This window comes from Burkholderia sp. AU28863, assembly GCF_002223195.1.
GTDB lineage: Bacteria > Pseudomonadota > Gammaproteobacteria > Burkholderiales > Burkholderiaceae > Burkholderia > Burkholderia sola.
Genome location: NZ_NKFE01000003.1, coordinates 1206201 through 1228779, shown reverse-complemented (window position 1 = coordinate 1228779; position 22579 = coordinate 1206201). Strand labels below are relative to the sequence as shown.

Annotated in this window: 9 protein-coding genes; all 9 read right to left on the bottom strand. The window is 71.1% G+C overall.

The window, feature by feature from the left end:
* Positions 1 to 92: 92 nt before the first annotated feature.
* The 9 genes from CFB81_RS08050 to CFB81_RS08010 all read right to left on the bottom strand — a co-directional run bounded on the left by CFB81_RS08050 (position 93) and on the right by CFB81_RS08010 (position 22351).
* Positions 93 to 509, bottom strand: coding sequence for a type II toxin-antitoxin system VapC family toxin (locus CFB81_RS08050; protein WP_069620698.1), 417 nt, complete (start codon positions 507 to 509; stop codon positions 93 to 95).
* Positions 506 to 769, bottom strand: coding sequence for a type II toxin-antitoxin system VapB family antitoxin (gene vapB / locus CFB81_RS08045; protein ID WP_089435003.1), 264 nt, complete (start codon positions 767 to 769; stop codon positions 506 to 508). Before vapB ends, CFB81_RS08050 begins: the two co-directional genes overlap by 4 nt.
* A 249-nt stretch (positions 770 to 1018) precedes the next feature.
* Positions 1019 to 2035 (bottom strand): GNAT family N-acetyltransferase, encoded by a 1017-nt coding sequence (locus tag CFB81_RS08040; protein WP_069620696.1) that lies wholly within the window; start codon positions 2033 to 2035, stop codon positions 1019 to 1021.
* Positions 2035 to 2874 carry a N(5)-hydroxyornithine transformylase PvdF gene (locus tag CFB81_RS08035; protein ID WP_069620695.1) on the bottom strand — a complete coding sequence of 280 codons (840 nt, stop codon included), beginning with the start codon at positions 2872 to 2874 and terminating at the stop codon, positions 2035 to 2037. Before CFB81_RS08035 ends, CFB81_RS08040 begins: the two co-directional genes overlap by 1 nt.
* 93 nt (positions 2875 to 2967) lie before the next feature.
* Positions 2968 to 5232 (bottom strand): TonB-dependent siderophore receptor, encoded by a 2265-nt coding sequence (locus CFB81_RS08030; RefSeq protein ID WP_089435002.1) that lies wholly within the window; start codon positions 5230 to 5232, stop codon positions 2968 to 2970.
* A 22-nt stretch (positions 5233 to 5254) separates the two neighbouring features.
* A complete protein-coding gene (locus CFB81_RS08025) occupies positions 5255 to 6631 on the bottom strand; it encodes a lysine N(6)-hydroxylase/L-ornithine N(5)-oxygenase family protein (protein WP_069620693.1) in 1377 nt (458 codons plus the stop codon).
* A gap of 32 nt (positions 6632 to 6663) precedes the next feature.
* On the bottom strand, positions 6664 to 7695 hold the full coding sequence (locus CFB81_RS08020; RefSeq protein WP_089435001.1) for a GNAT family N-acetyltransferase: 1032 nt from the start codon (positions 7693 to 7695) through the stop codon (positions 6664 to 6666).
* Positions 7685 to 12673, bottom strand: coding sequence for a non-ribosomal peptide synthetase (locus CFB81_RS08015; protein ID WP_089435000.1), 4989 nt, complete (start codon positions 12671 to 12673; stop codon positions 7685 to 7687). Before CFB81_RS08015 ends, CFB81_RS08020 begins: the two co-directional genes overlap by 11 nt.
* A 9-nt stretch (positions 12674 to 12682) precedes the next feature.
* Positions 12683 to 22351, bottom strand: a complete 9669-nt coding sequence (locus tag CFB81_RS08010) for a non-ribosomal peptide synthetase (protein ID WP_089435351.1) — start codon at positions 22349 to 22351, stop codon at positions 12683 to 12685.
* Positions 22352 to 22579 lie beyond the last annotated feature (228 nt).

Sequence of the window (22579 nt, the reverse complement as noted above, 5' to 3'; positions counted from 1 at the left end):
CGCAGATAAAAAAGCGAACAAGCAATCGTCGTTGATGCTCAAGTACGCCACTCTCCGATGTCGGGGCTGTACATGCTCAATGAAGCTGGTGCTCAGACTAGCCAGTCTTCCAGCGACAACCCCGCGACACGATCGAATTCACGCCCATTGTTCGTCACGAGCACCGCGCCGGCCGCGATCGCATGCCCGGCGATCGACGCATCGTTCGCGCCGATCGGCGTGCCGCGCACGGCAAGATCCGCGCGAATCGCGGCGGTGGCGTCGACTGCCGCCGAATCCCACGACAGCACGCCATCCAACCGCGAAACGAAGGCCGCGACGAGCTCCGCATGCTTCGGCGACGCTTTCCTGCCCACCGCGCCAAAGCGCATCTCGGCGTAGGTAATGGCCGACACGACGATCCGGTGCTGTGCGTTGACGCACGACTGCAACCGCGACAGCACCACGGGCGGCCGCTCGCGCATGATGAACGAACAGATGTTCGTATCGAGCATGTAGAGCGTGGTCACCGGTTGGACTCCGCCGGTGCATCGGCATCGCCGGACAGGTCGAAGCGACCGGACTCGATGACGGCCGGGCGTTCGGCGAGGAAATCGGCATCGGCCAGCGGTTCGTTCGCGAACGACAGCCACGTGGGACGTACCGGTCGCAACAGCAGCGTGTCGCCCTCGCGGCGGATCTCGAGTTCGGTGACACCCTCGAACTCCATGTCCTTCGGGATGCGGATTGCCTGGTTACGGGCGTTCTTGAAAATGGAAACGGTGCGCATGAGCCACTCCACGGGAGTACGATGCGCCCATTCTAGACATATGCTGGCATATGTCAATTTGGCGGGAGGCGAATTCGCCGTTGCGTCCCACATTGTCGAGGATGTCTGATTCATGCTGCCGGCCTGTCGTCGATGAGAGAGGTACCCATTCTTCATGACGCAGGCCGCACGGTCCATATGCCGGACGGCCGATGCGTACGCATCGCAAGACCGCGCACGCCGTCGCACCGACGCCGCGCGCCCGCCCCGTCACGGCAACCGGAAAGTGTCAAAGAACGTATCGCGCTCGATTACCGTGAGCGCCGCGCGCTTGTGCGGGAAATCGAATTCCTTCAGCGTGTAGAACCCGAGCCGATGCATGTACGCGATATGCCGCACGTGATCGACGCGCGGCTCGCCGACGAGCCGCCGGGTACGCGGTTCGTCGACGAACATGTAGTGCAGCACCCCGCTCCACCACGCATGCAGCTTGCCGGCGCTCTGGAATCGCGAGTCGCCGATCAGCAGGTGCAGCCCGCGATCGTAGTCGTGCGCGTCGTAGAACGGCGCGAGGCGGTCCTCCTTCGCCCAGTAGAACTCGAAATAGCCGAACGGCGTGTCGTCGAAATAGCCGATCATCGGGTGCATGTGCGGATCGGCCAGCCGTTCGGCGAGATACGCCGCATGCTCGTCGCGCGTGCCGCGCTGGTCCCAGAAATGTGCGACGCGGTCGAGGTTCATCCAGTGGCTGAACAGGTCCGCGTGTGCGTCGATATCGACGGTGCGCAGGCTGAACGTCATCCCGACCTGCGGCATGGTGCGTGAATAGATCTCGCCGGCCGGCGACGGCGGCCGCACCGGATGCCGGTGGCCGTTCGTGATCGCGTAGCGCAGCGGCATCCCGCCCGACGCGGGCGCCTTCAGCCACGGCCGCGGATTCTGCCAGAACGTCGTGCGCGACACGGTGAGCCGCAACGTGTCGCCCGCGACCTGCGCGCCGTCGATCACGCCTTCGCGCACCGCACGCGCGACGTACGAAGCCACGGCCGCCGCATCGGCGCCGCCGAGCGGCACCGAGACCGTCGCCGCATCGTGCCGCGTGTCGGTGTTGAACAGCGCCACCAGCGTCGGGAGCAGCGCGTCGGGTGCGTCGTCGGGCCGCCATGCGTCGAGCGCATGCTCGACGACGGCTGCCGCCTGCCCGTGCGCGGCGCCGTCGAGCGCCGCGGCCACTTCACCTTCGACGGCGTCGGCGGCGCCGGCCGGTTTCGTCAGCGTGTCTTGCATCACAATGCTCCCGCGTCGTGGCGATCGGCGAGCACATGCAGCCCGCGCTCGAGCGCCGGAAACAGGCTGCGCTGGAAGTTGTTCCAGCGCAGTTCGAGAATCGTGTCGTCCGGCGCGATCGGCGTGTCCAGCACGTCGCAGATCACCTCGCCGGAATCGATGCCGTTGTCGACGTAGTGGAACGACGCACCCGTCATCGTCACCGGTTCGATGGACGACGTCGCGCCGGTGGCCCAGTCGACCCGTTCGCCGCGCGCGCCGTGCAGCGCGTCGAGCGTCGCCCACGCGCCGCGCCGCTGGTACGGCGAATCGTCGGCGGTGATGCCCGGGTGGATGTTCGCGATGCGCCGGTGAAAGCGCGCGCCCGGCCGCACGAGTTCGTCGAGGATCACGAGCAGCCCGTCGAGGACGACGATATCGGCATCGAGTTCAAGCAGGCGCTCGAGCAGGCGGCGCTCGAACGCCTGTTTGCCGGCCACGCGCTCACGCGCGTCGCGCGGCAGCCGCCGGTACGTCGACGGGATCGAACAGAACAGCTCGTCGACCGGCCGGCCGTGCACCGTCAGGCCTTCCGGCAGGATCCACGGGCGGCCCGGCGTGCGCGCGAAACCGTAATCGGCCACTTTCGCGCGGTCGGCCGGCGAGCCTTCGTCATCGTCGACGATCACGCCCTGGAGCGTGTAGCGCTCTCCGAGCGGCGAATCGTTCAGGCGCTCGACGAGGAATTCGAGGGGCGCCTTCATGTAGCGCGTGCTGCCCCGATAAGCGACCGGCTGGCCGGCGCGATCGGCCGCGCCGTTGCGCAGCGACTGGATGTAGACGAGATTTTTCTTCGGCATGGATGCGTCGTGGAAAAAAGCGGACGAAGGCGCCGCGGCCGGGCCGCGCCGGCCCCGAAGGCCAGGCCGGCCGGCGAGCCGCGGCGCGCGACGTCACCAGTTGTATTTCGCGGTGGCGATCACCGTGCGGTCGGTCCCGAAAATGCAGACGTTCATCGACTGGCAACCGCTGATGTAATGGCGGTTGAACAAGTTCGTCCCGTTTACCGCGAAGCGCCAGTTGCGCGTGTCGTAATGCAGGCCCGCGTCGAACAGCGTGACGCTCGATACCGTCAGCGAGTTGTCGGCCGCACCGGCCGCCGCGCTCTGGTAGCGAATGCCGCCGCCGAGGCCGAAGCCGGCGAGCGGCCCGGTGTACCAGGTCCAGTCGGTCCACAGCGACGCCATCTGGCGCGGACGCGGAATGTCGACCGGCCAGTTGTTCAGCGAGACGTCGTTGGCCTGCACGTTCTTCACGTCCTGATAGACGTACGACGCGATCACCGACAGGTTTCGCGTGACCTTGCCGGTCGCGCTCAACTCGATCCCGCGCGAACGCACTTCGCCCGTCTGCACCGACTTCGTGCCGGTCGGGTCCTGGCTCGGCAGCGCCGACGTGAGCACGTTGGTCTGGTTGATCTGGTAGATCGCCGCGTTCAGCATCAGGTTCTTGCCGGGCGGCTGCCAGCGCAGGCCGGCTTCGATCTGCTTGCCGCGCGTCGGCTGCGGCAGTCCGCCGCCGACCAGGTTCACGCCGATCAGCGGATTGAACGACGTCGCGTAGCTGACGTACGGCGACAGCCCGTAGTCGCCCTGGTACGTGAGGCCGACGCGGCCGGTGAATGCCGTCACGTCGGCCTTCGTCGACGTGCCGGCCGCGCGGTCGTCCTGCCGCATGTCGACCCAGTCCTCTCGGCCGCCGAGCGTCAGCGTCCAGCGGTTCCACTTGATCTGGTCCTGCGCGTACAGGCCGAACGTGTTCAGCGTCGTGTACGTATTGGTGCGGAACGTCGCGTCGGGCGTGAACACCGCCGTCGTGACCGGCTGGTACACCGGGTTGTAGATGTTCAGCTGCGGCGCGGCGGCGAGCCATTCGCTGTCGGTCGCGGTCTGCCGGTTGTACTGGAAGCCGAGCAGCAGCGTGTGCTGCAGCGGGCCCGTCGCGAAGCGGCCCTCGAGGTTGTTGTCGATGTCGAAGCGGCTGTAGTTCATCTGGAACACGCCGGCCCAGCGGTTGATGTCGGTCAGGCTGCCATCCGCGAAACCCGCGCCGAACACCGAACCGTTGTCGAGCGACAGGTGCATCAGCCGCGTGTTCTGGCGGAACGTCCAGGCCGGCGTCAGGTTGCGCTCGAACTGGTAGCCGACCGACCATTGCTTCTTGCGGTAGTAGTTGAAATTCGGGTCGCCGCCGTAGACGTCCTTGCTCAGCTGGCCGTTCGGGTTCGGCAGCACCGTGCCCTGCGCGGGCAGGAAGTTCGACGAGATGTCGCCCCAGTCCTGCAGGTAGGTCGCGGACAGCGTCAGCGACGTATCCGCGTCCGGGCGCCAGCGGAACGACGGCGCGAGCGCGACGCGCTGGTCGTTGTTCGGGCCCGTCAGCGCGTTGCCGTCGCGCGCGACGCCGACGAACCGGTACGCATACTTGCCGTCCGGATCGAGCTTGTCGCCGACGTCGATCATGAACTGCTTGCGCGCATAGTTGCCGATCTGCACGCCGGCTTCGCGCACGCGCTCGCCGTCGGCCAGCTTGGTGTGCACGTCGATGATCGCACCGGGGTCGCCCGCGCCGTACAGCACCGAGGTCGGCCCGCGCAGCACGCTGATGCTGTCGATCATGTACGGATCGACGCGCCAGCTCGCGAGGTTGATCGTGTTCGGCACCTGCAGCCCGTTCACGTAGGCGGTCGGCGTGAAGCCGCGTAGCGCGGCGTACCAGTCGGAGCGGTTGTCCGACCCGTACGACGAGAAGCCCGGCACATAGCGCAGCGCCGCGTTCACGTCGGTGGCGCTGGTCATCTCGATCTGCTGCGCGGTGACGACGTTGATCGTCTGCGGGATCTCGTTGAGCGGCGTGTCGGTCTTGGTGCCGGTCGTGCTGCGCTTCGCGACGAGTCCGACCGTGCCGTCGCCGGCCGCGGCCGCGTTGACGGTGATCGCCGGCAGCGTGCCGTTTTGCGCGCCGGTCGACGTACGCGTCGTCGCGCCGGTTTGCGCACTGCTGGCCGACGCCGCGGCGCCTGCGTTCACGGCCGGCGCCGTCTGCGCGTAGGCGTGCCCTGCCGCCGCCGTGCCGAACGCCACGCTTGCCGCGGCTGCGATCGCACGCAAACGCGTGCCTGTTGCCCACTCCATCTTCTTCTGCTCCACTTTTTTCATGCGGTCTCCGACCGCGCCTTTGTCAAAGAGCGAAAGCCATCCGGCCCGCGCTCACCCCGTTGTTCGGTCGTTTTTCGTGCGTGTCCCGGGCCGCGCCTTCGTCGTGCGCGGGCGCGATCCCGTCTTCGAGCGACGCGCAGATCTCGTCGGCGCGGCGCGCCAGCACCGACAGCAGCGTGTCGGACAGGCCGTGGCTGTCTTCGCAGCAGCCTTGCAGATAGATGCGCGGCGCGAAGTGCTCGGGCGTCGCGAGCAGGTAGTCGCGCGTGACGTCGCCGCGCGTGAGCGCATCGCCCAGGTGCGGCGCGAGCCCTTCGAGCAGCGCCGAATGCGTGTCGCGGCGGTAGCCGGTCGCGAGCACGAGCGCGTCGAAGCGCTCGACGCGCGTGGCGCCGCTCATCCGGTCGCGCAGCGTCAGCTCGATGCGGCCGTCGGCGGCGCGCACCGCGGCCTCGATCGCGCTGTTCGCGAGCAGCGCATGACGCGGCGTGCCGTCGATGCGCTGCAGATACAGCATTTCGTAGATCTGCTCGATCAGCGGCCGGTCGACCACCGCGTAGTTCGTGTCGCGATAGCGCTCGAGCAGCGCGCGGCGCGCGTCGTGCGGCTGCGCATAGACGACGTCGGTGAATTCGGGGCTGAAGATTTCATTGACGAACGGGCTGTCGTCGGCCGGTTTCAGCGCGCCTGCGCGCATCACGAGGCTCGCGTCGACGTGCGGGAAGCGGCGCGCGAGGTCGATGAACACCTCCGCCGCGCTCTGCCCCGCACCGATCACCGCGACGCGGCGGCGCTCGCCGTCGGGCGACGCGACGAGCCGGTCGATATCGGCCAGATACGTCGACGAATGGATGACGCGGTCGCGGCCGAGCGCGGCGAACGCATCGGGAATCGCCGGCGTGCCGCCGACGCCCACCGACAGCGCGCGCGTGACGCGCTGGCGCTCGTGACCGGCCGCGTCGCGCGACAGCACGCGCAGCGCGTCGATCTTCGCGCCGTCGCCGCGCACGGGCTCGATCCCCAGCACGGTCTCGCTGTAATGGACGCGATCGTCGAACGCGTCGGCCACCCAGCTCAGGTAGTCATGGAATTCGACGCGGGTCGGATAGAAGTTCTTCAGGTTGATGAATTCGTTCAGCCGGCCGCGTTCGAACAGGTAGTTGATGAACGTGTAGCGGCTTTTCGGATCGCGCATCGTCACGAGATCCTTCAGAAACGAAATCTGCATCCGGCAGTCGTCGAGCAGCATCCCGCGATGCCAGCCGAACTCCGGCTGGCGCTCGATGAAGCAATGGGCGAACGTGTGCGCGCCGCCGCGCTCCGCGAGGCGCACGGCCAGCGCCAGATTCGACGGCCCGAAGCCGACGCCGATCAGGTCGAATACGGTTTCTCTCTGCATGTCTCAGCTCCCTTGTCGATGAATCCGGCCCGTCAGACGTGACGGCCGGAGAAGAACGTCTCGCGCAGCGTGTGCATCCACAACGGCTGCGCGTCGGCCAGCGCGAGACGGCGCTGCCGCGCGAAGCCATGCCGCGCGAGATGGTCGGCAACCCGCGCGTGGCCGGCCGGCACGGCACAGCCGACCGCTTCGGTACGCAGGTCGTCGAGAAACAGGTAATGCACGACGGACGGCAGCCAGCCGGCCACGCGGTGCGCGCCGCGCCAGCGCGGCTCGCCGACCAGCATCCGCAGCCCGCGGTCGTAGTCGCGCGCCGCGACGTGCGGCGCGAGTGCGTCCTCTTTCAGCCAGAACGCCTCGAAATACGCGAACGGCTCGCCGTCGAAACAGCCGACGAGCGGCGTCACGTGCGGATCGGTTTCCTGCGGGCCGTCCGTGCCGCGTTGCGCGGGCTGTGCGCCCGGCCAGCCGTCGCGCACGCGCGGCTCGTCGAACCAGCGCGCGAGCCGCCCGGTATCCTCCGCCGGCCGCCAGCCGCGCAGCGTGAAGCGCACGCCGAGCGCCGGCAGGTCGCGCGCATAGACTTCGCCGCGCGGTGCGGGCGGCCGGCGCGGATGACGCCGGCCGTCGGTGATCGTCGGCAGCGCCGCGCACGGCAGAAGCGGGCCGACGCGCCACAGATCGGCCTGTTGCGCCCAGCCGTCGCGCATGCAGCGGCCGCCGTCGGCCAGCACGCCGCTCGCGCGCAGCGCGTCGAGCGCGACCGCCGGCCAGGCGGCCGGGTCGAGCCGGATCGCCGCGTGGCGCGCGCTGTCCGAAAACGCCGCGGCCAGTGCGGCCAGCAGCGCCCGCCGCTGATCGGCCGGCGCCGCGCGATGGTTGTAGGCGACGAGGCGCAGCGCACCGTCGTCGCCGAGCTGCGCGCGCAGCAATTGCGCGCCGATCCCGTCGCCCTGCGCGACGCGGATCTCCGCGCCGTCGCGCGCGGCGAACAGACCGTCCGCGAACGCGAGCCGGTAGGTATCGAGCATCGTGAATCCGTCCGGGCGCACTTCAGCCAGCATGGCGCGCCTCCTGCCCCGTTTCCGCGCGCGCATCGAGCCGCGCGCCGAGTGCCGCGAGCGTCGGCGCCGCGAACACGTCGGCGACCGTCAGCGCATGGCCGGCACGGCCGGCCGCGTCGACGAAGCGCACGACGTCGAACGACGTCGCGCCGGCCTCGAACAAGTCCGCATCGGGCTCGGGAGCGGCCGTCGCGAACGTGTCCGACCACAGTGCGGCGAGCGCGGCGGCCGCCTGCGACGGCATGGCGTGGGGCCGTGCTGCGGCGCTGGCGCGTGCGCCGGACGCGGCGTGCGTGGCTGCGCGCGCATCGGCGGCGCCGAGCGCCGCCTCCGATGCACCGGCGAAACACGCGACTTCGTCGTGGTACAGGTCAACGAGCGTCTCGACGAAATCGCGCGCGAGCAGTTCGTCCGCATACGAGAACGCGGCGCTCACGCGGCCGTCCGGATGCTCGACGACGTCCAGCTCGAGCGTGAACACGACGCGATGGCGTACGTCGTCGAATCCGGCCAGCGACAGGCCGGCCCAGTCGCGCGCGGCGGCGCCGGTCGGGCGCAGGTAGTTGAACATCACCTGGAACAGCGGATTGGCCTGCGCGGCGCGCGGCGCACGCAGCGCGGCCACGACGTCGGCGAACGGCACGTCGGCATGCGCATACGCGGCGAGCGCGGTGTCGCGCACTTGCGCCAGCACGTCCGCGCGGCGCGCGGCCCGATCGATCCGCGTGCGCACGACGACCGAGTTGATGAACAGGCCCAGCGCGGCGCGGGCCGCGTCGCCCGTGAGCTCGCGCGTCGACGCGAGCACGCCGACCGGCTGGTCGGCCACGCCCGTCGCGCGGAACAGCGCGGTGTTGAGCGCCGCGTGCAACAGCATCGGCAGCGTCGCGTGCGAAGCCGATGCGGCGTCGCGCGCGGCGCGAATCAGTTGCGCATCGAACTCGAACGCGATGCGGGCCGCGCGCCATTGCGGCACGGCCGGCGCGTCGGCGCGCAGCGGCAATACGCGCGACGGCAGATCGGCGAGCGCATCGCGCCAGTACGCGACGCGCGCCGGATGGCACGGTGCGGGCAGCACGAGCGGTTGGGCGGCCGGTTCGACGGCTGCGTCGGCCGACACTGCGCTGCGCTGCACGCGGGAAACATAGCGGGCACGCACCGCGTCGAGCCACAGCTCGATCGATTCGCCATCGGACACGATGTGGTGAATCGTCACCGACAGCACGTGGTCGTCCGCACCGAGCCGCAACACGCGGGCGCGCCACAGCGGCGCGTCGGCCGCGAGGTCGAACGGTGCGAGCGCATCCGCGTCGGTCAGCGCGGCCGCGCGGGCCAGTGCATCGGCTTGCGCCGACAAGTCGATCACCGGCAGGTCGACGGCAACGTCGGCGTCGATCCGCTGGCCCGGCAGCGCGCCGTCGCGAACGACGAGCCGCGCACGCAGCGCGGGATGCACGGCTGCCGCCTCCGCGAACGCGGCGCGCAGCGCATCGACGTCGAGCGGGCCGCGCACGCGCAGCGCAACCGGAATGTTGTACGCGGCGTTGTCCGGCTGCGCGCGCCACAGAAACCACAGGCCGAGCTGCGCGGGCGACAGCGGCCACACGCCGTGCGCGTCCGGTTTGGCCACGGCGACGCCCGGCGCCGTGGCGCCGGTATGCGCGGCGCGCGGCGCATCGGCCACCTGCCGCGCGTACTGCGCGAGCACGGGCGCCTCGAACAGCGCGCGCACCGGCACGTCGCGGCCGAGCCGTTCGGCCACGCGCGTCGCGACGCGCACGGCCGCGAGCGAATGGCCGCCGAGATCGAAGAAGTGATCGCCGCGGCCGACGCGTTCCAGGTTCAGCACGTCGCACCAGATCGCCGCGAGCGCGGCTTCGTCGCCGTCGCGCGGCGCCTCGTACGCACGTTCGACCCGCACCGGCGCCGGCAGCCGCGCACGGTCGACCTTGCTGTTCGCGTTGCGCGGCAGCGCGTCGAGCACGATCAGTTGCGCGGGCACCATGTAGTCGGGCAACGTGCGGCGCAGGTGCGCGTCGAGCGTCGCGGCTTCGACCGGCTGCGCGGCCGCCCGCGCGTCGGCGGTCAGTTCGACGTACGCGACGAGCTGCGCGAGCGCGCCTTGCCCGTGCACGACCGCGCAGGCTTCACGCACCGCGTCGTGCGCGGCGAGCTGTGCTTCGATTTCACCGAGTTCGATGCGCAGGCCGCGCAGTTTCACCTGATGATCGACGCGGCCGATGAAATCGAACACGCCGTCCGCACGGCGCCGCACGAGGTCGCCGGTGCGGTACAGACGCGCGCCCGGCGCGCCGTACGGATCGGGCACGAAACGCTCAGCCGTCAGCGCCGGGCGGTCGAGGTAGCCGCGCGCGACGCCGATCCCCTCGCCGCCCAGGTACAGTTCGCCGATCACGCCGACCGGCAACGGATGCAGCCGCGCATCGAGCACGTGCGCGGTGCGCGCGCCGACCAGCGTGCCGATCGGCAGATACGCGGCGTCGCCGAGCTTCGCGAGATCGTCGCCGGGACGGAACATCCACAGCGTCGGCGTGATGACCGTTTCGGTCGGGCCGTAGCCGTTGACCACGCGCACGTTCGGCAGCGCGCGGCGCAGCATCGCGAACGCCTCGCGCGACGTCGCCTCACCGCCGACGGTCAGCGAACGCAGCGTCGGCGGCGCGCCATGCGCGAGCGCCCATTCGGCAAGCTGGGCGGCGCAGCCGGGCGGCACGTAGGTCATCGTCACGCCGTCGCGGATCATCATCGCGCAGGTCTGCGCGGGCGGCCACAGCACGTCGGCCGTCACCGACACGGCGGCGCCCGACATGTATTGCGAAAACCAGCCTTCGTGCGCGCCGTCGAAATTGACCGACTGGAACAGCAGGAACACGTCGTGCTCGCCCGCGCCGTAGCGCTCGGCGATCGCCGCGCAATGCAGCGCGAACGACGCGTGGTCGACGATCACGCCCTTCGGCTTGCCGGTCGAGCCCGACGTGTAGATCGCATACGCCGCGTGGCCGGGCAGCACGTTTGGCAGCGCGACGTGCGCGGCTTCGTCGAGCGCGTCGATTTCGTCCGCGCGCCAGATGCGCAGTTCAGGCAATTCGGGCAGCGACGCGGCGCTCGCGGCGTCGGTCAGCACGTGCGCGATGGCCGCATCGCCGACGATCTGCGCGAGCCGTTCGCGCGGATGCGCCGGATCGAGCGGCACGAACGCGGCGCCCGACTTCAGCACCGCGATCAGCGCGACGAGCAGGTCGACCGAGCGCTGCAACGCGACGCCCACGCGCATCTCGGGCCGCACGCCGGCCGCCACCAGGTGGCGCGCCAAACGTGCGGCACGGACGTCCACCTCACCGCGCGTCAACGCGCGATCGATATCGGCGACACCGCGTGCGTCGGGCCGCGCGTGGGCATGCGCGGCGATGCGCGCATGCACCGGGACGAACGGCTCGGCGTCGGTCGCGCCGGCCGGCGCGTTCCACGCGAAGAGTTGCGCGCGTTCGTCGGCGGGCAGCCAGTCGAGATCGCCGACCGGCAGATCCGGGCGCGCGAGCGCATCGGTCAGCAGCGTGACGAAGCGCGCGGCCAGCCGTGCGATCGCATCCGCGTCGAACAGGTCGAGCGCGTAGATGAAGGCCGCGTCGAACGTGCCGTCCGGCGTCGCTTCGACGGACAGCGTCAGATCGAATTTCGCGGACGGCGTACCGGACGGCAGCAGCGCGGCCGACGCCGCGCCGAGCGGCGGCAGCGCGCGGCGTTCGCCATACGCGGCCATCACCTGGAACAGCGGATGGTGGCTCGCGCTGCGCGGCACGCCGAGCGCGTCGACCACCTGCTCGAACGGCACGTCCTGGTGCATCTGCGCGTCGACGAGCGCACGCTGCGTACGCGCGACCAGCGACGAGAAATCGCCGTGCGCGGGCACGTCGACGTCGATCGCGAGCGTGTTGACGAAGAAGCCGATCAGGCCGGCGACTTCCGCGCGCTCGCGGTTCGCGGCCGGTACGCCGACGCAGATCCGTGCGTCGCCGGTCGCACGCGCCAGCAACGCATCGAGCGCGGCGAGCAGCACCGCGAACGGCGTCGCGCCGGACGCGGCCGCGAACGCGCGCAGCTGCGCGCCGGTGCGCGCGTCGAGCGAAAACACATGGCGCGCGCCGCGCGCACTGCGACGGGCCGGCCGCGCGGTCGCGCCCGGCAGCGTCAGCACGCCGCGCTGCGGATCGAGCCGCTCGCGCCAGAACGCGAGCTGACGGTCGCGCTCGCCGGCATCGAGCCAGCGGCGCTGCCACAGCGCGTAGTCGGCGTACTGGATCGGCAACGGCGCGAGCGGCACCGGTTCCCCGGACGCATATGCGCGATAGAACGCCGCAAGCTCGGACAGCATCACGCCCGACGACCAGCCGTCCGACACGATGTGATGCACGGTCAGGGCGAGCCAGTGATGCGTCGCGTCGAAGCGCACCAGATGCGCGCGCACGAGCGGCGCCGTGCCGAGATCGAACGGTTCGGCTTCGTCGGCCGTCGCGACGGCTTCGGCGCGTGCCGCGCGCTGCGCGTCCGGCAGCGCTTCGAGATCGGTTTCGCGCCACGGGCAGCGCAGCGGCGCGTGGATCGTCTGCGCGACGCCGTCCTGTGCTTCGTCGAAGGTCGTACGCAGCGCCTCATGGCGTGCAATCAATGCATCGCATGCGAGACGCAGCGCGTGCACGTCGAGCGGCCCCGTCAGCGCGAGGCGCTCGGTGATGTGATACGCGTCCGGCGCATCGATCAGCCGCGCGTGCAGCCACAGCCGCGTCTGCGCGAACGACGCCGGCACGCGGTCGCTGCGCGGCGTGCGCGGCGGAATCGGCAGCACACGGAAGTCGATGCCGGCCGCGCCGAGCTTGTCGATGAAGACCGCGCGCTGCGCGTCGGGCAGTTGCGCGAAACGCGTCGCGAGCGCGAGCCAGTCGGGTTGAACCTTCGTCATCCGTCGTCCTTATTGGGTTTCCAGTTCGCCGAGCAGCGCGTCGATCGCGCTCGCCGCATCGGTGGCGCCGCGTGCCGCGCAGGCCGCGTCGATCGCTTCCGCGCAGCGTGCGAGCGTGCGCGTGTCGAACAGCGTGCGCAGCGGCAGCGCGAGCCCCCAGTGCAGGTTGGCCTGCGCGTGGGCCTGCGTCGCGAGCAGCGAGTGGCCGCCGAGCAGGAAGAAATCGCCGTCGCGGCCGATCGCGTCCACATGCAGCACGCGCTGCCAGATGTCGGCGAGCGCGCGCTCGGTATCGGTCGCGAGTTCGACGGCGTCGGTCGCTTCGCGCACCGGCGCGGGCAGCGCATGGCGGTCGCACTTGCCGTTCGGCGTGACCGGCAATGCATCGAGTTCGATCAACTGCGACGGCACCATGTACGCCGGCAGTTGCGCACGCAGCGCGTCGAGCAGCGCCGCGCGGTCGAGCGGGCCCGCGTCGCCACACGCGACATAGCCGATCAATTGCTCGTCGCGCACGATCACGACCGCATCGTTGACGCCTGGCGCCGCGCGCAGCAGCGCCTCGATCTCGCCCGGCTCGATCCGCTGGCCGCGCAGCTTCACCTGCGTGTCGACGCGGCCGAGATAGTCGAGCGCGCCGTCCGCGCGCCGGCGCGCGAGATCGCCGGTACGGTACATCCGCGCGCCCGGCACGAACGGATCGGGCACGAAGCGCTCGGCCGTCAGCGCCGGACGGCCGAGATAGCCGCGTGCAAGGCCCGCACCCGCGAGATACAGCTCACCCGTCGCGCCGGCCGGCACCGGCTGCCACGCGGCATCGAGCACGTGCAGTTGCAGGTTCGCGATCGGATGGCCGATCGGCACCGCGACCGCCTGCGCGTCGTCGGGGCCGCAGGTCCAGTGCGACACGTCGATCGCGGCCTCGGTCGGCCCGTACAGGTTCACGAGCGTCGCGTTCGGCAACAGGCGCGCCATCTTCGCGACGAGCTCCGGCGCCAGCGCCTCCCCGCTCGCGACGATCAGCCGCACGCTGTCGCATTGCGCGGCGGCCGAGAAATCGTCGAGATGCGCGGCGAACGCGGCCAGCATCGACGGCACGAAATGCAGCACCGTCACGCCGTGCGCGTGGATCGCGGCGGCCAGACGCGCCGGATCGCGATGGTCGCCCGGCGCGGCGATCGCGAGCTTCGCGCCGATCGCGAGCGGCCACACGAATTCCCACACCGACACGTCGAAGCCGAACGGCGTCTTGTGCAGCACGACGTCGTCGCGCGTCAGCCGGTACGCGTGCTGCATCCACGCGATCCGGTTCGCGAGCGCGCCGTGCGTGTTGCCGGCGCCCTTCGGCTTGCCGGTCGAGCCGGACGTGTAGATCAGGTACGCGAGCTGCGCGTCGTCGATCGCGACGGCTTCGCGGTCGATTTCGCCCGCTTCGTCGGCCAGCAGATCCGCGACCGTCAGCAATTGCGTGTCGGCGCCCTCGCCCAGCGCGGCCTCGACCTGCTCGCGCAGATGCGCCTGCGTGATCGCGACGGCCGGCCGCGCGTCGCGCAGCAGATATGCAATGCGCTCGGCCGGATAGTCGGGATCGACCGGCAGGTACGCGGCGCCGGCTTTCAGCACGCCGACGAGCGCCATCACCATGTCGAACGAGCGCTCGACGCACAGCGCGACCGGTGTGTCGGGCTGCACGCCGCGCCGGCGCAGCGCGGCGGCGATGCGCGACGTAGCGGCATCGAGTTCGCGATAGGTCGCGCGCTGCACGCGGCCGTGAGCGTCCGCGTATTCGAGTGCGGTCGCGTCGGGCGTCGCCCTCGCGGCGTCAGCGAATTGCAGGTGCAGCGGCTGTCGTTGTTCCGCCGGCCAGATACGCGCGGTGTCCTGCGCGCGCGCCAGCGCGTCGCGGGTCGCGTCGTCGGCGATCGACAGCGTGCCGAGCCGCGCGTCCGGCGTACGGGCCAGCGCATCGAGCGCGCAAGCAAACGCGCGATGCCAGGTCTCGACCTGACGTGCGTCGACGCGTGCGGTGTCGTAACCGTAGTCGATCGTCAGTTCGGCGCCGCTTTCGATCACGAGCGTCAGCGCGAAATCGGTCGCTTCGATGCTGCGTACGCCGCTCAACGCCAGCGCGCGCGGATCGGCGTCGCGCACCGACTCGTCCACCGGATAGTTCTCGAACACGACCAGCGTGTCGAACAGTGCGCCGCCCGACCCGCGCGCCCAGCGCTGGATGTCGGCGAGCGGCGTGTGCGCATGTTCGGCCGCCGCCGCGTTTTCGCGTTGCAGCGTTTGCAGCCAGTCGGCCGCGCGTTGCTGCGGCGCCGGCGCGGTGATGACGGGCAGCGTGTTGATGAAGAGGCCGAGCACCGAGTCGACGTCCGCGAGCGCATCGGGCCGGCCGGCGACGGTCGCGCCGAACGCCACGGCCGGCTGGTGCGTCATCCGCTGCAGCGCGAGCGCCCATGCGCCCTGCACCAGCGTGTTGACGGTCAGCTTCAGTGCGCGGGCGGTCTGCGCGACGCGCGCCGTCGTGTCGGCGTCGAGCGTCGCACGCCACGCGGCCATCTCGGCATCCGCGCGGTCGGCCGTGCGCTCCGCGATCAGCGTCGGTGCGTCGAGCCGCGCCAGGCGGTCGGTCCAGAAGCGCTCGTCGGCGTCGCGGTCGCGCGTGCCGAGCCATGCGATGAAATCGCGATAACGCAGCGCCGGGCGGCTCGCGAACGGCGACACGGCGTCCGGGTCGCGGTAGTCGCGCAGCACGTCGGCGAGCAGGCGCGCGGTGCTCCAGCCGTCGAGCAGCACGTGGTGGCGCGTCCAGACGACCCGCCACGCATCGTCCGTCACGCGGATCAGCGTGAGCCGCATCAGCGGCGGCTCGCGCCAGTCGAAGCCGCGCGTGCGGTCGGCCGCGAGCCACGCGTCGAAATCGGCGTCGAGCGTGTCGCCGCGCGTGCGCCAGTCGAGCTGCTCGACCGGCATGCGTGCGTGGCGATGCACGCATTGCAGCGGCGCGGCTTCGTCCGGCATCACGCTCGTGCGCAGGATGTCGTGACGCGCGATGGACGCGTCGAACGCGGCCGCGAGCCGGTCGGCGTCCAGCGCGGTCGCGGTCGCGACGAGCTGGTTCACGTAGCTCGCGTGGCCGGGCGCGAACAGCGCATGGAACAGGATGCCCTGCTGCATCGGCGACAGCGGATACACGTCGTCGATCGCGCGCCAGTCGAGCGGCGCGCGTTCGATCGCGGCCTGCGTGAGGCCGGCGGCCTGTGCGAGGGGGAAATCGCCCGGCGTCGCACCGGCGCCGCGATGCGCGACGCGCGACGCGCATGCGTCGACGAGTTCGCGCAGCGCGGCCGCGAAGCGTTCGGCGAACGCGTCGATCGTCGCGCGTTCGAATTGCGGCGCACCGTAGACCCAGTGAACCTTCAGCGTACGCGCGCCATCGCCGTCCGTGTCGAGGTACGCATGGATCGCGAGCGTATTGCCGAGCGGCCCGTTCGGATCGCGCTCGACGCCGGTGCCGCCGAAACGCGGGACGAGCGTCGCATCGCGCGGCGCATCGAACTGGCCGAGATAGTTGAAGGTGACGCGCGGGCGCGGTACGGCGGCCAGCACCGCACGCGTGGCCGCATCGCCGTAGTGCGCGAGCACGCCGAAGCCGAGCCCCTTGTGCGGCACCGCGCGCAGCGTGTCCTTGACCGCGCACAGCGTGTCTCGGGCCGTCGCTTCGACCGGCAGCGTCACCGGGTAATGGCTCGTCAGCCAGCCGATCGTGCGGCTGGCATCCGCGTCGTCGAACAGTGCTTCGCGGCCGTGTCCTTCCAGTTCGACCCGGCACGATGCGGCGCCGCGCGCGCCGGCCAGCGCCAGCGCGAGCGCCGCGCCGAGCAACTCGATCGTCTGCGTGCGATAGGCCGCGTGCGCGTCGGTCAGCGCGGCGCGGGTCAATGACGCGTCGATCGTCTGTACGACGACGGCCGCATCGGCGTTCGTCGCCGCTGCGTCGGGGTGATCGGGCGCGACGTCGTCGCCCTGCGCCATGCCGGCCCAGTAGGCGGCTTCGCCCGCGAACGGCGACGCCGGCTCCGTTGCCGCACGGGCGAGCCGCGCGGCCCAGGCGGCCGCGCGCAGGCCCGGCTGCGACAGGCGGACCGGCGTGCGTTCGCATGCCGCGCGGTAGGCGGTGTCGAGGTCGTCGAGCAGGATGCGCCACGACACACCGTCGACGATCGCATGGTGAAGCGCCAGATAGAGCCGCGTCGAACCGTCCGGCAGTCGTGCCGCGCACGCGCAGGCGAGCGGCCCGTTGCCGAGGTCGAGACGGCGTTGCAGCGCATCGAAGCGCGCCAGCGCGTCGGCTTCGTCGCGTGCGGCGACTTCGACGAACGGCAGCGCGTCGTACGGCTTCGCCGCATCGCTCGCCTGCCACGTGCCGTCCGCGCCGCGCGCGAAGCGCTGGCGGAATGCATCGTGATGCGTGAGCAGCGCGTCGAATGCGCGTGCGAATGCGTCCGCGTCGAACGCGCCGCGTACATCGAACGATACCGACTGGTTCCAGTGGCCGCGCTGCGGGATATCGAGTGCGAAGAAGCGTTGTTGCGCGGGCGTCAGGATCGGCGCGGCAGTCGATGTTACGTTTGTCGTTCCGATCGTGCTCGCAGGCTGTCGCGCGGCGACGGCCATATCGTCCGTTTTCGCGATGCGCGCGAGTTCGGCGACCGTCGGCCCGTCGAACAGCTGCTTCGGCGTGAAGCGCACGCCGCGCTTGCGCGCCCGGGCGATCACCTGCAGCACGAGGATCGAATCGCCGCCGAGTTCGAAGAAATTGTCGTCGCGGCCCACCTTCGGCGCCTTCAGCACGGCCTGCCAGACGTCGGCGAGCACCGTTTCGACGTCACCTTGCGGCGCGTCGCCGGACGCGGCCGCGACCGGCACGGCGGCCCGTTCGCGCATTGCCGCGCGATCGATCTTGCCGTTCGCCGTCACCGGCAGGCGCGCGAGCGTGACGAATTGCGCGGGCACCATGTAGTCGGGCAGCGTCGCCGCCAGCGCGGCGCGCACCGCGGCTTCGTCGAACGCCGCGCCGTCGCGCATCACGACGAACGTCGCGAGCCGCAGGCGGCCATCGTGCTCGATCGCGAGCGTTTCGGCCTGCGCGATCGGGCCGGCCGCGCGCACGGCCGCACTCACCTCGCCCGGCTCGACGCGGTAGCCGCGAATCTTCACCTGGTCGTCGATACGGCCAAGGAATGCGAGACGGCCATCCGTGCGCAACCGCACGCGGTCGCCGGTCCGATACAGCCGCGCGCCGGGCGTGAACGGATCGGGCACGAAGCGCTCCGCCGTTTGCGCGGGCCGGCCGAGGTAGCCGCGCGCGACGCCCGGGCCGCCGAGATACAGCTCGCCGGTCGCGCCGGCCGGCACGCACGCGCCGAACGCGTCGAGCACCAGCGCGCGCGCATTCGGCAGCGGCAGGCCGAGCGGCACGCCGCTCGCCGGATTGCGTGCGTCGGCGGCAATCGACGCGGTGTCGCATGCGATCGCGCCGACCGTCGCTTCGGTCGGCCCGTAATGGTTGATCACGCGGCAGGCCGGCGCGAGCGCGGCCAGCCGTGCGACGAGCGCCCACGTGAGCGTTTCGCCGCCCGTCACGAGCGCGTGGCGCGGCAGCACGTCGGCCGGCACGCGCGCGTCGAGCAGCGCCTGCAGGTGGCTCGGCACGATCTTCAGCACGCCGACGTCGCGGCGGCGCATTTCGTCGGCGAACAGGTCCGGATCGAACGCGCACGCGGCCGGCAGCAGGTGCAGCGTGCGGCCCGCGCACAACGCGCCGAACAGCGTCGTGTGGCCGAGATCGGCCGCGACGGTCGAGACCATCGCGAACGACGCGTCCGGCGCGAACGCGAGTTCGTCGAGCATCCCGTGCACGTAGTCGGCCAGCGCGCCGTGCGAGACGACGACGCCCTTCGGCGTGCCGGTCGAGCCCGACGTATAGATCAGGTACGCACCCTGTTCCGGATGCGGCGCGACGCGCACGCCCGCCGCATGGGCGAGCGTCGCGTCCTGCGCGAGTGCGTCGACGTCGAGCGGCTGCGTGTCGATGCCGGCCGGCCACGCGGCCGGCTCCGCGACGAGCGCCCAGCGCGCGCCGCAGTCGGCCGCCGCCGCGACGAGACGCGCGGCCGGCTGCGCGGGGTCGAGCAGCACGGCCAGCGCGCCGGCTTTCAACGCACCGAGCAGGCCGACGACGAAACGCGCCGACCGTTCGATGCAGACGACGACCGGCGCTTCGGCGGCCACCCCGCGTTGCGCCAGCGCCCGCGCGATGCGGTTCGATGCATCGTCGAGTTCGGCGAACGTCAGCGATGCCGACGCGTCCGCAAGCGCGACCCGATGCGGATACGCAGCCGCCTGCCGTGCGAATGCGGCGACGATGTCGGCATGTTCGATGCGCAGCGCACGGCCGTTGCGCGGCTGGCGCGACGCAGCCGATGCGTCGCACGGCAGCGCGGCCGTCGTCGCGTGCGGGTCATGTGCGGCGGACGCGACGAGCGCTGCATAGCTGTCGAGCCAGGCACGCGCGGTATCGGCATCGATGCAGTCGGTGGCATAGGCCGCGACGAGTTCGATCCCGTTCGCGTCGTCGGTGAAATCCAACGCGAAATCGAAGCGCGCGGCAAGATCGGGCCCCGGCGTCGCGACCGCCGTGGCGCCCGGCAGCACGCTGTCGTGCCGTGCGTCGAACTGCTGCGCGAACTTCACGCGCAGCCATTCGTCGCCACGCTTGACGGGCGGCTTCACCGCGTCGACGACGCGCTCGAACGGCACGTCCTGGTGCGCGACCGCGTCGAGCGCCGCGGTACGCGCCGCATCGACGAGCGCACGGAACGGCAGCGTCGGCGCCACGCGTACGCGCAGCGCGACCGTATTCAGGAAAAGACCCAGCAACGCACGCGTTTCGGGGCGCTGACGATGCGCGACCGGCACCGCGACGACGACGTCCGTTTCGCCGGTCAGCCGCGACAGCCATGCGTCGAGCGCGGCCAGCAGCACCGTGAAGACGGTTGCCTGCGCGTCGCGTGCGAGTTGCCGCACGTCGGCCGCGACCGCATCGGGCAGGCGCACCGACACGCGCGCGCCGTGCAGCGTGCGTGCGGCGCCCGGCTGGCGATCGACCGGCAGCGAGAGCGGGCCCGGCACGTCGCGCAACGCGCCGCGCCAGTAGTCGAGCTGACGCTCGCCCTCGCCGCCGGCCAGCATGTCGCGCTGCCAGTCCGCGTAGTCGGCGTACTGGATCGGCAATGCGGGCAGCGACGGTTCGCAGCCTTCGGCATACGCGCGGTACGCAGCCGACAGTTCGTCGAATGCGCAACGCGAGCTCCAGCCATCGGTGATCGCGTGATGCGCGGTCAGCAGCAGGCGGTGACGGTCGTCGGTGAGCGCGACCAGCGTCGCGCGCAGCAGCGGGCCGCGCGCGAGATCGAACGGTTCGGCCGCGTCGCGCTCTGCGAGACGCGCGGCTTGCGCGTCGCGGGCAGCCGGCGGCTGGTCGCGCAGGTCGACCGACGCGATCGACACCGGCAGATGCGCGTGAATCCGCTGCATCACGACGCCATCGTCGTTGTCGACGAGCGTCGTGCGCCATGCTTCATGTCGGCCGATCACGTGATCGAGCGCGCGCTGCAGCGCGTCGCGGTCGAGTACGCCGTCGATCGTCCAGTGCGCGGCGATGTGATACGCGGCGCTTGCATCGCGCGTTTGCGCGAGCACCCAGAAGCGCTGTTGCGCGAGCGATGCCGCACGATCGACGTACGGCGCACCCGACGCGGCCGCATCGGCCGGCGCGCGGCGCGCGGCAATCGCGGCAAGCGGTTCGCCGGTCTCGCGTTCCGCGCGATCGACGGTTTCGGCCAGTTCGGCGAGCGCCGGATCGGCGAACAGCGTGTCGAGCCGCAAATTCACGCGCACGGCGGCACGGATCGCGGCCTGCAACTGCATCGCGGCGAGCGAATCGGCGCCCAGCGCGAAGAAACGATCGTCGCGCGACGGCGTGACGTCGAGGCCCAGCAGCGTCTGCCAGAGGTCCGCGATCCGTTGTTCGGTCGGCGTGCGCGGCGCATCGCCGACAGCTTGCGTCGTGTCGCGCGCGGCGGCAATCCGCTCGCGCAGCGCGGCGCGGTCGAGCTTGCCGTTCAGCGTATAAGGCAACGCATCGCAACGCACGAACCGGTGCGGCTGCCACGCGGCCGGCAATTGCGCGGCCACGTGCGCCTTCAATGCGGCATCGTCGGCCGCCGCGCGCAGCGCGACGCACGCGATCAGCCGCGTCGGCCCGTTGGCGGTGTCGGCCAGCACGGCCGCATCGGCCACGGCCGGGTGCGAGCGCAGGCACGCGGCGATTTCCGCCGGCTCCACGCGCACGCCGCGCACCTGGACCTGATCGTCGAGGCGGCCCAAATAATCGTATGCGCCGTCGTCGCGCAGGCGCGCAAGGTCGCCGGTACGATAGACGCGCGCGCCGGGTTCGCCGTCCGCATCGGGAATGAAACGCTCGGCCGTGAGCGCCGGGCGACCGTGATAACCGCGTGCGACGCACACACCACCGAGCAGCAACTCGCCCACCCCATCGGCGGCGGCGCCGTCGACGCGCGCGACCCGCGGGCCGATCACGCTGCCGATCGGCAGCGACGCATACGCGTCGTCGGCTGCCAGCACCGGCGTCACGCCCGGCTCGACCGGCCACAGCATCGGCGAGATCACGGCTTCGGTCGGCCCGTAACCGTTGATCAGGCGCACCGCCGGGAACGTGCGGCGCACGAATTCGAACGCCTGCTGCGGCAGCGCTTCGCCGCCGAACGCGAGCACGCGCAAGGCCGGCGGCACGCCGTCGCGCGCGGCGACGGCCGCGAATTCGCGCAGGTACGCAGGCGGAAACGCGGCGACGTTGACCGCTTCGCGCACCATCAGCGCGTGCGCGGCGTCCGGCGCGAACGGTTGCGGCGGCGCCACGACGATGCCGGCGCCGACCGCGAGCGGCGCGAGCCAGCATTCGTGCGCGGCGTCGAAGTTGACCGACGCGAAATGCAGCAGACGGTCGCCGGCCTCGATCGGCAGCGCGGCCGCGAGCGCGTCGCAATGCGCGGCGAGCGGCCCGTGCTCGACGACCACCGCCTTCGGCGTGCCCGTCGAGCCCGACGTATAGATCATGTAAGCGGCCGAACGCGGATGCACGGTCACGATGTCGTCATCGAACGCGCGGTCCTGCGCGACGTCCGGTGCTCGCGCCGTCGCGTCGAACGCGTGTTCGAACGGCGTGCCGAGCGCCGCGCGGCCGGCGGCGTCGACGATGCCGTGCCGCAGTTGCGCGTCCTGCACGATCCAGTCGAGGCGCGCGGCCGGATGGCGCGGATCGAGCGGTACGAACACGCCGCCGGCCTTGAGCACGGCCAGCAGCGCGACGAACAGGTCGCCCGAACGCTCGACGCACACGCCGACCCGCACTTCGGCGCCGACGCCGGCCGCGCGCAGTCGCCGGGCAAGTTGCGATGCGCGTGCGTCGAGCGCGCCGCGCGACAGGCGCAGGTCGTTCTGGAAAGGCACCGCGATGGCGGGCGCGTCGGGCGCGATGCGCGCCAGTTCGCGGATTCGGTGATGCAGCGCAGTCGGGAAACTCGTCATGTGCGTGAAGTCCTTCGGTCCGGCCGCTTCGGCCAAGTCTCGGGGCCGCTTGGGGCGGCTTCACTGGTTTGACGAACGACGCGGCCGATTTTTTACCGCCTTGTGCGCAAAATGCGTGCGACCGCTTTTTTTGGCGATGTCGCTAAATATTTGCGCGGCCCGTTCGTCTATCAGGAAGGAAAGCCGGAACGGGGCTCGCCCCGCCGGCCGCTTTCCCGTCAGATTTGC

Coding starts and splice junctions, on each gene's coding strand:
- vapB (WP_089435003.1), bottom strand. CDS start 769: ATGCGCACCGTTTCCATTTTCAAGAACGCCCGTAACCAGGCAATCCGC.
- CFB81_RS08040 (WP_069620696.1), bottom strand. CDS start 2,035: ATGCAAGACACGCTGACGAAACCGGCCGGCGCCGCCGACGCCGTCGAA.
- CFB81_RS08035 (WP_069620695.1), bottom strand. CDS start 2,874: ATGCCGAAGAAAAATCTCGTCTACATCCAGTCGCTGCGCAACGGCGCG.
- CFB81_RS08030 (WP_089435002.1), bottom strand. CDS start 5,232: ATGAAAAAAGTGGAGCAGAAGAAGATGGAGTGGGCAACAGGCACGCGT.
- CFB81_RS08025 (WP_069620693.1), bottom strand. CDS start 6,631: ATGCAGAGAGAAACCGTATTCGACCTGATCGGCGTCGGCTTCGGGCCG.
- CFB81_RS08020 (WP_089435001.1), bottom strand. CDS start 7,695: ATGCTGGCTGAAGTGCGCCCGGACGGATTCACGATGCTCGATACCTAC.
- CFB81_RS08015 (WP_089435000.1), bottom strand. CDS start 12,673: ATGACGAAGGTTCAACCCGACTGGCTCGCGCTCGCGACGCGTTTCGCG.
- CFB81_RS08010 (WP_089435351.1), bottom strand. CDS start 22,351: ATGACGAGTTTCCCGACTGCGCTGCATCACCGAATCCGCGAACTGGCG.